The sequence below is a fragment of the Providencia sp. wls1922 genome, assembly GCF_009706505.1.
GTDB lineage: Bacteria > Pseudomonadota > Gammaproteobacteria > Enterobacterales > Enterobacteriaceae > Providencia > Providencia lanzhouensis.
The window spans coordinates 20,265-27,985 of record NZ_WLUG01000066.1; the positions used below are offsets into that span (position 1 = coordinate 20,265).

Annotated in this window: 7 protein-coding genes; 4 read left to right on the forward strand and 3 right to left on the reverse strand. The window is 46.6% G+C overall.

Annotated elements, in window-relative coordinates:
- Window positions 1-5 precede the first annotated feature (5 nt).
- Complete coding sequence (locus GKR71_RS06410) at window positions 6-1,070, forward strand: adhesin (protein WP_154599643.1); 1,065 nt, start codon at window positions 6-8, stop codon at window positions 1,068-1,070.
- Between the two features lie 2 nt (window positions 1,071-1,072).
- Here the strand turns inward: GKR71_RS06410 and GKR71_RS06415 are convergent, their stop codons facing one another.
- On the reverse strand, window positions 1,073-1,846 hold the full coding sequence (locus GKR71_RS06415; protein WP_036955189.1) for an AraC family transcriptional regulator: 774 nt from the start codon (window positions 1,844-1,846) through the stop codon (window positions 1,073-1,075).
- 205 nt (window positions 1,847-2,051) lie between these two features.
- Here GKR71_RS06415 and GKR71_RS06420 point away from each other — a divergent pair, with 205 nt between their 5' ends.
- From GKR71_RS06420 to GKR71_RS06430, 3 genes are read left to right on the forward strand one after another with little or no spacing between them, the layout of a single operon-like run.
- Complete coding sequence (locus GKR71_RS06420) at window positions 2,052-4,463, forward strand: DMSO/selenate family reductase complex A subunit (RefSeq protein ID WP_154599642.1); 2,412 nt, start codon at window positions 2,052-2,054, stop codon at window positions 4,461-4,463.
- The gene (locus GKR71_RS06425; protein WP_036955182.1) at window positions 4,460-5,098 is read left to right on the forward strand and encodes a DMSO/selenate family reductase complex B subunit; all 639 of its coding nucleotides are present in this window, start codon (window positions 4,460-4,462) and stop codon (window positions 5,096-5,098) included. Before GKR71_RS06420 ends, GKR71_RS06425 begins: the two co-directional genes overlap by 4 nt.
- On the forward strand, window positions 5,095-5,970 hold the full coding sequence (locus GKR71_RS06430; RefSeq protein ID WP_036955178.1) for a dimethyl sulfoxide reductase anchor subunit family protein: 876 nt from the start codon (window positions 5,095-5,097) through the stop codon (window positions 5,968-5,970). The genes GKR71_RS06425 and GKR71_RS06430 overlap by 4 nt, the downstream gene beginning before the upstream one ends.
- Window positions 5,971-6,003: 33 nt before the next feature.
- On the opposite strand, the gene GKR71_RS06435 is transcribed toward GKR71_RS06430, so the two are convergent.
- The gene (locus GKR71_RS06435; RefSeq protein ID WP_108479321.1) at window positions 6,004-6,705 is read right to left on the reverse strand and encodes a fimbrial biogenesis chaperone; all 702 of its coding nucleotides are present in this window, start codon (window positions 6,703-6,705) and stop codon (window positions 6,004-6,006) included.
- Window positions 6,706-6,716: 11 nt separating this feature from the next.
- Window positions 6,717-7,721, reverse strand: a 1,005-nt coding sequence (locus GKR71_RS06440; RefSeq protein ID WP_154634068.1) for a fimbrial protein, incomplete at its 5' end; no start/stop codon positions are given.

The window sequence follows — 7,721 nt, forward strand, 5'->3', positions numbered from 1 at the left end:
GCAATATGTTGACAATTAAATCCATAGCGCGGGCAGGTTGTTTAGTCGGAGGAATACTGTCAGCGATGATGGCTCATGCAGATTATGCGGCACAAATTATCGATCCTAATACGGGCTATACCATACGCGTGAATAACAGCAGCACGCTGGCGGATCACCCTGATAGGGGATCTGACGGTCAAAATTATTATCAAGTTGGAGAGCCTTTTGTGGTAGATAGTAACCTTGCGGAACCGACCGGTATGGTGAAGTGTGTCGGGCGCCGCTGGGGAAGTACAAGCACGCAAATTCTGCCAGCAAATGCGTTTCATCGATTATTCATGTATGTGCCTGAAACGGGGTTTTCGATTGCAGGACTCAAAGCGTATCGGTTGAACGCCAACCTCGTGATGACGGTGCAATCCGACATGATGGAATGGACGAACCGCAGCTCCGGTGTGTGCTCAATGTCTTATGCAGATACACAATTTGAGGTTCCTCGATTTAATAACCATTTTCCTATCATCATGACGTTTTATATCAAAGAGCAAATTATCGATGGGCAGTTGATTATTAGTGAAATGCCATTAGCGGGTTACGTGCGTGCATTTACCAATCCAAAAGTGGCGCCACCTTATGATAGCTGGCCGCTTCACGAATCTTCTGTGCCATTACGCTTGGCGGCTTCGCAAATTAATATCGGTGCAAAATGCACATCCAGTACTAGCAGCGGGGAGCAAGGGATATTAAATTTACGCCATGGGCAGTTAAACAGCTTGTACTATGACAACCGTGCTAGCGGTCAAGTCACCTACAGTTGCCTCTTCCAATCGGCAACTAAAGTACGGTTACGCTTGGATTACACGCAGGATGATGACCCTCAAAAGCGCTTACCGATGAAAAATGAGGCGAACGATACGATCTACAGCGATTTGGTGATCACTGATCTTGAAACGGGGGAATCCGGTAAAGAGATCAAAGCGGAGATTCACAGCCTGAAGGAGTTCGAAATCAGTAGCCACCTGCAAGGGGAAAATGCCCAAGCGGGTGACTATCGTGGTTCTGCATGGCTGATTGCCACCTTGGATTAAGGTTAGGATTCAATACGCTGAATAAAACTCGATGGGGTTTGTCCGAGCCATTTCTTAAACATGGTTGAGAACGAACCCACATTGTTGTAACCAAGATCAAACGCCACTTCAGTGATCGATTTACCTGCTGAAATTTGGCTAATGGCACTCAGTAAACAGGCTTGTTGTCGCCAATCTGAAAATGACAAACCCGTTTGCGCCCCAAAAAAGCGGCTAAATGAGCGGTCGCTTTTGTGCAGTTTTGCAGCCCACTCTTGGGGAAGCGAGGTAATTTGCGGTGATTTTAAAAATTCGCGGCACAAGGCTGCGAGGCTTTCATCTCGCGGGATCGGGGCAAAGAATGGTAGTGGCTCGGCGCGCGCCACTTCATGGAGGATCAGCTGCATCAATGAGCCATCTCGTCCGTTAAGATCATATTCCAGTGGCACATCAACCGCTTCTAATAGCAATTGGCGAAGTAAAGGCGTGACGCGCAAAACTTCGCATCGATTGCCTTGGCGGGGCGCAGCCGCAGGTTCGATATATAAACTGCGAGTGCTGACATTCAGCATCCGTGTTTCATGGGCTGTATTCTCAGGGATCCACACGCCGCTGTCGGGGGGAATAACCCACTCACCATCTTCAGTACTCACCTCAATTAGCCCCGTTGCCCCATATAAGAATTGAGCGCGGCGATGCTTATGAGAATCCAACAGCACGTTGGGTAAGTAATCTGTCGCGAGTGCGATAACATCCCGAGCGACACTATCAATGGTACTCAGTGGAATATTTCTCATTGTAATTTTGGTTACCGTCGTTTATTGGCTGAAATTCAAACATAACGAATTATTTTCTGAATATAGGCAAAATTTATTGATATAACCACATGTTTCACGCGGTTGGCTGAAATTCCAATGCCTTTGGCGGTTTTTCAAAAGTTGGCTCAGTGGGAAATGTTTACGCTATCGCGGCAACCTAATGTACGCCAGAGGTAGAGTTATCATGAAAAATTATAATGATCAGAGTGAACATCTGATTGAACCATTGACCCGTCGTCGGTTTATTCAAGGCAGCTCTGCACTCATGGCTGTCCCATTTATTGCCACGAACACGGTCGCTTCAACACCAGAAAACTCCAATATTATCCCTACGACCACCTTACCGAATGACGGTGAGCGAGTGGTTTCCACATGCAGCAGTTTTGACTGCGGCGGAAAATGTGATATTCGCGCCCACGTTAAGCAGGGTGTTGTTACGCGCATCAGTACACGTCCTGACGGGGATCTTGATGAAGAGATGCCGATTATGCGTGCTTGTGTGCGCGGACGCAGCTATCGCAAATTTGTCTACCATCCGAACCGCTTAAAATACCCAATGAAGCGAGTAGGCAAACGCGGTGAAGGGCATTTCGAACGAATTAGCTGGGAAGAAGCCACCACGCTTATCGCTGAAAATATGCAGCGAATTAACCAGCAATATGGTCCTGCATCGCGATTTGTCAGCCTAAGTACTGGGGTGACGGGCGGCATTTTTTCAGGGGCGAATATGTTACGCCGCCTGTTTAATTTGACGGGGGGATTTCTCGAAAATTACCACTCTGTCAGTAACGGCAACACTATGGCAGTGACGCCCTACACTTATGGCACCTCGGCGAGTGGCAGTACGTTAGACACATTGGAAGAGACTCCGCTGGTGATTTTATGGGGACATAACCCAAATGAGACTATTTTCGGGCATACCAACCATTACTTCCAAAAAATGAAGAAAAATGGCACCAAATTTATTGTGGTGGATCCGCGCTACTCCGATACCGCGTCTTCGTTAGCGGATCAGTGGATCCCGATTTTGCCTACCACCGATAACGCCATGATGGATGCCATGATGTACGTGATCATTAGCGAAGGTCTGCATGATCAGGTATTTATCGATACCTACACCGTTGGCTTTGATGAGCACCAAATGCCTGATGGTGTACCGGAGAATGAATCCTTAGTCGCCTATTTGATGGGAAAAAAAGATGGTGTGGTGAAGACCCCTGAGTGGGCGGAACCCATCACCAAAGTGCCTGCGCAAACCATTCGCCAACTGGCACGTGAATATGCCACAACCAAACCCGCTGCCTTGATGCAAGGGTGGGGACCTCAGCGTCATATTTGTGGAGAACGCTCTGCGCGTGGTGCGACATTGCTGGCAACCATTACGGGAAACGTCGGTGTGAAAGGGGGTTGGGCTGCTGGTTATGGCATGGCCGTGACGCCTGATCTTCGTAAAACACTGGCGGGTCCCAGCCTATTTGAAAACCCTGTTAAAGCGAAAATTAATATTACTAACTGGGTACAAGCCTGTGAGGATGCCAGCCTAGTCACACCGGATAACGGCTTAAAAAATGCAGAAAAACTGGATACCGAAATCAAAATGATTTTTTCCCTTGCGGGAAATTACATGACGAACCAGAACCCCGATATTCGCCATGCCGCCAAAGTGCTGGAGGATGAAAATAAGGTTGAGTTTATCGTCTACAGTGATTTGTATATGACGCCAAGCGCCAAATATGCCGACATCTTACTGCCTGAAACCAGCTTTTTAGAACGCTGGAATGTCGGCGGGACATGGGGTACAGGGAACTACATTATTCTGTCTGAAAAGGTCGTGGAACCTGAATTTGAGCGCCGCAGTGATTATGAATGGCTCTGTGATGTGGCAAACAAATTGGGTGTGGGTGAAAAATTCAGTGAAGGGCGCACGGAAAAGCAGTGGATTGAACATCTGGTCAATGATGCTCATGAAAAACGTCCTGAAGATGGAATTCCCACCTTTGATGAATTGCTGGTTAAACGCCGCCATCTTTTGAAACATAAACCCCACACGGGGCATGTGGCATTTGAGAAAAATATTAAAGATTTAGCCAATAACCCGTTTGAAACCCCATCGGGCAAAATCGAGATTTTTTCGAAACGTCTATATGACCGTAATGACCGCGATATTCCCGCACTCTCTCATTATGTGCCTGCGATTGAAGGCCCTGAAGATGCTCTAACGCAGCAATATCCGCTGCAATTGATTACATGGAAAGGGCGCAACCGCGCGAATTCCACTCAATTTGCGAACCCGTGGTTACAAGAGGTGCAGCGCCAAGAGTTGTGGATCAATCCGATCGACGCGAAGCACCGCCAGATTACGGAGGACGATCGCGTGAAAGTGCATAACGATCGAGGGGTTACGATGGTACCCGTCAAAATTACCTCGCGGATCATGCCAGGAGTGGTGGCACTACAAGCGGGAGCCTGGTGGCAGCCAGATAAAAATGGTGTCGATCAAGGGGGATGTGCCAACGTTTTAACGTCAGCGCGCAGTACGGCAATGGCGCACGGTAATGCCCATCAAACCTTATTGGTGGAGGTAGCAAAAGCATGAGTAAATTCCACGTTTATCCCGCAGTGAGCGACAAACAACTCGGGTTTTATATTGATTCGGCACGCTGCTCAGGGTGTAAAGCGTGTCAGGTGTCCTGCAAAGATAAAAACAATCTCGAAGTTGGACGTAAATTTCGTCGAGTTTACGAAATTACGGGTGGGGAATTTATCGAAAATGGCTGCGGTAGCTGGGAGAACAATGTGTTCGCCTATACCTTGTCTATTTCGTGTAACCATTGTGCTGACCCAATGTGCGTGAAAAACTGCCCAACCACGGCAATGCATAAGCGTGAAGGGGATGGCATCGTGATGGTGAATACGGATAAATGCGTGGGGTGCGGAACTTGCGCGTGGTCGTGTCCATATGGTGCACCGCAGATGAATCCTGAAACCAAACAAATGTCCAAGTGCGATTTCTGTATTGATTTACAACTGCAAGGGCAGACTCCCGTGTGTGTGGCGACGTGCCCACTCGGTGCGATTCAGTTTGGTCCCATTGATGAGCTGCGCGAACGGTTTGGTTCGCAAGCGGATGTGAAAGGGCTGCCAGACTCATCCATTACTCACCCTAATTTAGTGATCCACCCGCACCAAGGAGCGGGGCGTCATACCGTGATCCAAGGAGCGAAAAAATGAATGAATGGCCACTATTGATATTTACCTTGTTGATGCAAGCCTCTATCGGGCTAAGCGTGATGCTGGGGATTTGTGCAAAAAGATTGGCGACGACTCTGGGTGGAAATATTCCTTCGAGCTTTCTGCTGCGCTATTTATTTATCGCTTGTGTGCTAGCGGGAGTGGGGTTGCTCTCCTCCATTACACACTTGGGAGTGCCACTTAATGCGCCTAATTCGTTATTAAACATTTTCTCCTCTTGGCTCAGTCGTGAAGTGGTTTTTACGGCAACTTACTTTACGTTCTTGGGCCTCACTTTTTTGTGGATGTGGTTTAAAAAACGCCTGTCCTATGGGTTACTGGGGCTGGCGATTATCGCGGGGCTGTGTGATGTGTATGCGATGGGATCGATTTACCGTTATACCTCCATGTTAGTGTGGATGAATGACAATACCTACCTGATGTTTTATGGGGCGATGTTGACCCTAGGGGCGGCAGGGTACTATTTATTGGTTAGCTTCTTCCTGAAAGATAAAGGTCAAAATAGGGCGCTCGCATTATTGATGGTGGTGGGCGTGAGCTTAGTGGTTCGTTTGATTTATCAACCATTCTACGAAAACTATTTGCTGGAAACCGCTTACACCAATGAATCCGTCACTTTTCCCATTGATTCAATTAATGCTTATCAACAAATTTGGTCACTGCGTTTAGCCAGTTGGGTGGTTGGGTTTATTGCCATTGTTGCTATCGGCATAGGGGCATTTTACCGAATTAAAGACGAGGCACAGGGCGTTCTGATTGGGCGTAGCCAATATGTTCTTGTGGTGGGTTGCGTTTGTGCTTTGATTGCTGAATTTATGCTGCGTTACTGTTTTTATACAATCCATATTTAAAAATGAATAACCGAGCCAGATAGGTTCGGTTATCTAATTTACGCTTAAAGCATGGGTGACTAAGCTACCTTGATCATTGATATACACTGCAATAAGTTTGCCATTTTGCCGATGACTTCCTTCTAGCTTTTCGGTTGAATATGGTGGGATCATAATGCTTTTCGCGATGGGGGTATTTTGGTTATTTTCATAATAGAGCTGTGAAATATTCAAAAAATAAGGCGTGGGATTTTTAATTGAAAGCTGACTCTCGGAATGCAACGCACTCACGTTATTGATAAACGACTCTATGCCATTGGCAAGCGCTGCAGGTCGATAAAAAACTTTGATACGAATTTGTAGCGCCAGCTGGATAATATTCATTCCTTCTTTATTTTGAGGTTTTGGTGAAATATCAAGTACATTCAGGTAAAAAACGGATTCTCTATCTTGTGGTAAATCCCCACCAATAAATCGAATCCGTAATTGCGTACCATCATGAGCGGCGATTTTGGTCACCGGGGGGGTTACAATAAACGGTGCCTCTGTCGTTTCAGGGGTGGAATGGATATTGCCCTCATCAATCCAACTCTGGACTAAGCTTGCATGTTCACTGTCATTAACGGCTTGAATATTGGCAGATTTTTGGTCGCTTAAGTAAATCAGACGCGTTTTTTTGAGCATTAAGCTCGCGTGCGTTTGTGAGCTAAGAAGAAGCAATATTAAACCGTAAATAATTCCTTGAATATACTGCATTTCTCATCCTTCTAATTGTATGACATGACCACAGTTGCGGTGCTGGATACAGGGCCTTGCGTCACGATGGCAGGGGTATAAGGGTAATAGTAAGCTCCCATGTTGAGGGTAAATGATGGGGAAATGGGACTTCCTTTTGCCACAGTGAAAATAGACGTTGCGGTACTTTGTGCTGACACGCTATTGGATAGAGTGATAGGCGTATTAGGATTACTCGCCATAACGAGTCTAAAACCTACACCGGCAGCGCCTTGGCTGGCGGTGTTATTCATGGTGGTTTTATCTGCTGGGAGTAAGCTGCTGCTGGATAAGAAAATACTGATATCCCTTGATGCGTTGCCTCCCGCAAGAAAATCACTGCAAGTGAAGTTGAGATTAAAGGGGGTGTAACCTGCGCGCGTTGCTGATTTGACGGTACTGATGCTGACGGGAGGCAGAGTCACCACTAAACCTTGGTTTGAAAAATTACAGGTGGTGGTAATAGGGCTATAAGTCACTTGAACGGGTTGTAAATAGATATCATCAGGCTGAGTTGTCCATACAAATCCCAGTAAAAATGCTAAGAGCCTAGCCACCGCATCAAGAAGCCATTGTACAAGACCTAAAGTAGATGCATCCGAAGCAAAAACAACGGGGTTAATGGTTGCGGTGCTTCCTGCAATTTCAATATAGTTCGAGCTTGGTTTGACGGTCACTAGGGTAAATTGCATGGTGAAATTTACATTGAGTTCATTGGCATTGTGGGTGCCGGGGGACAAGTTTGACACATTATTTTTTTCTAATTGGGTGACGGTGACTTCGACTAATTGCTTACCCCCATTAAATCCCACGGTCGCTTTTCGACCTTGAAATGGTGAGGCAATACCTACGACATTGGGGAGTAATCCATTATTGGTACAAGTAAATGTACCGGAAAATATGGTTCGAGAGTCTTTGGTCACGACAGTCGATGAGCTGGTTAAATCGTTTGATAAATTAAAAGCAATCGGGGATGCCGTGACGGTTGACGCTTGTCG

What these genes read in the sequence shown, in the direction of transcription:
- GKR71_RS06410 (WP_154599643.1), top strand. Translation starts at nt 6, where the DNA reads ATGTTGACAATTAAATCCATAGCGCGGGCAGGTTGTTTAGTCGGAGGA.
- GKR71_RS06415 (WP_036955189.1), bottom strand. Translation starts at nt 1,846, where the DNA reads ATGAGAAATATTCCACTGAGTACCATTGATAGTGTCGCTCGGGATGTT.
- GKR71_RS06435 (WP_108479321.1), bottom strand. Translation starts at nt 6,705, where the DNA reads ATGCAGTATATTCAAGGAATTATTTACGGTTTAATATTGCTTCTTCTT.
- GKR71_RS06430 (WP_036955178.1), top strand. Translation starts at nt 5,095, where the DNA reads ATGAATGAATGGCCACTATTGATATTTACCTTGTTGATGCAAGCCTCT.
- GKR71_RS06420 (WP_154599642.1), top strand. Translation starts at nt 2,052, where the DNA reads ATGAAAAATTATAATGATCAGAGTGAACATCTGATTGAACCATTGACC.
- GKR71_RS06425 (WP_036955182.1), top strand. Translation starts at nt 4,460, where the DNA reads ATGAGTAAATTCCACGTTTATCCCGCAGTGAGCGACAAACAACTCGGG.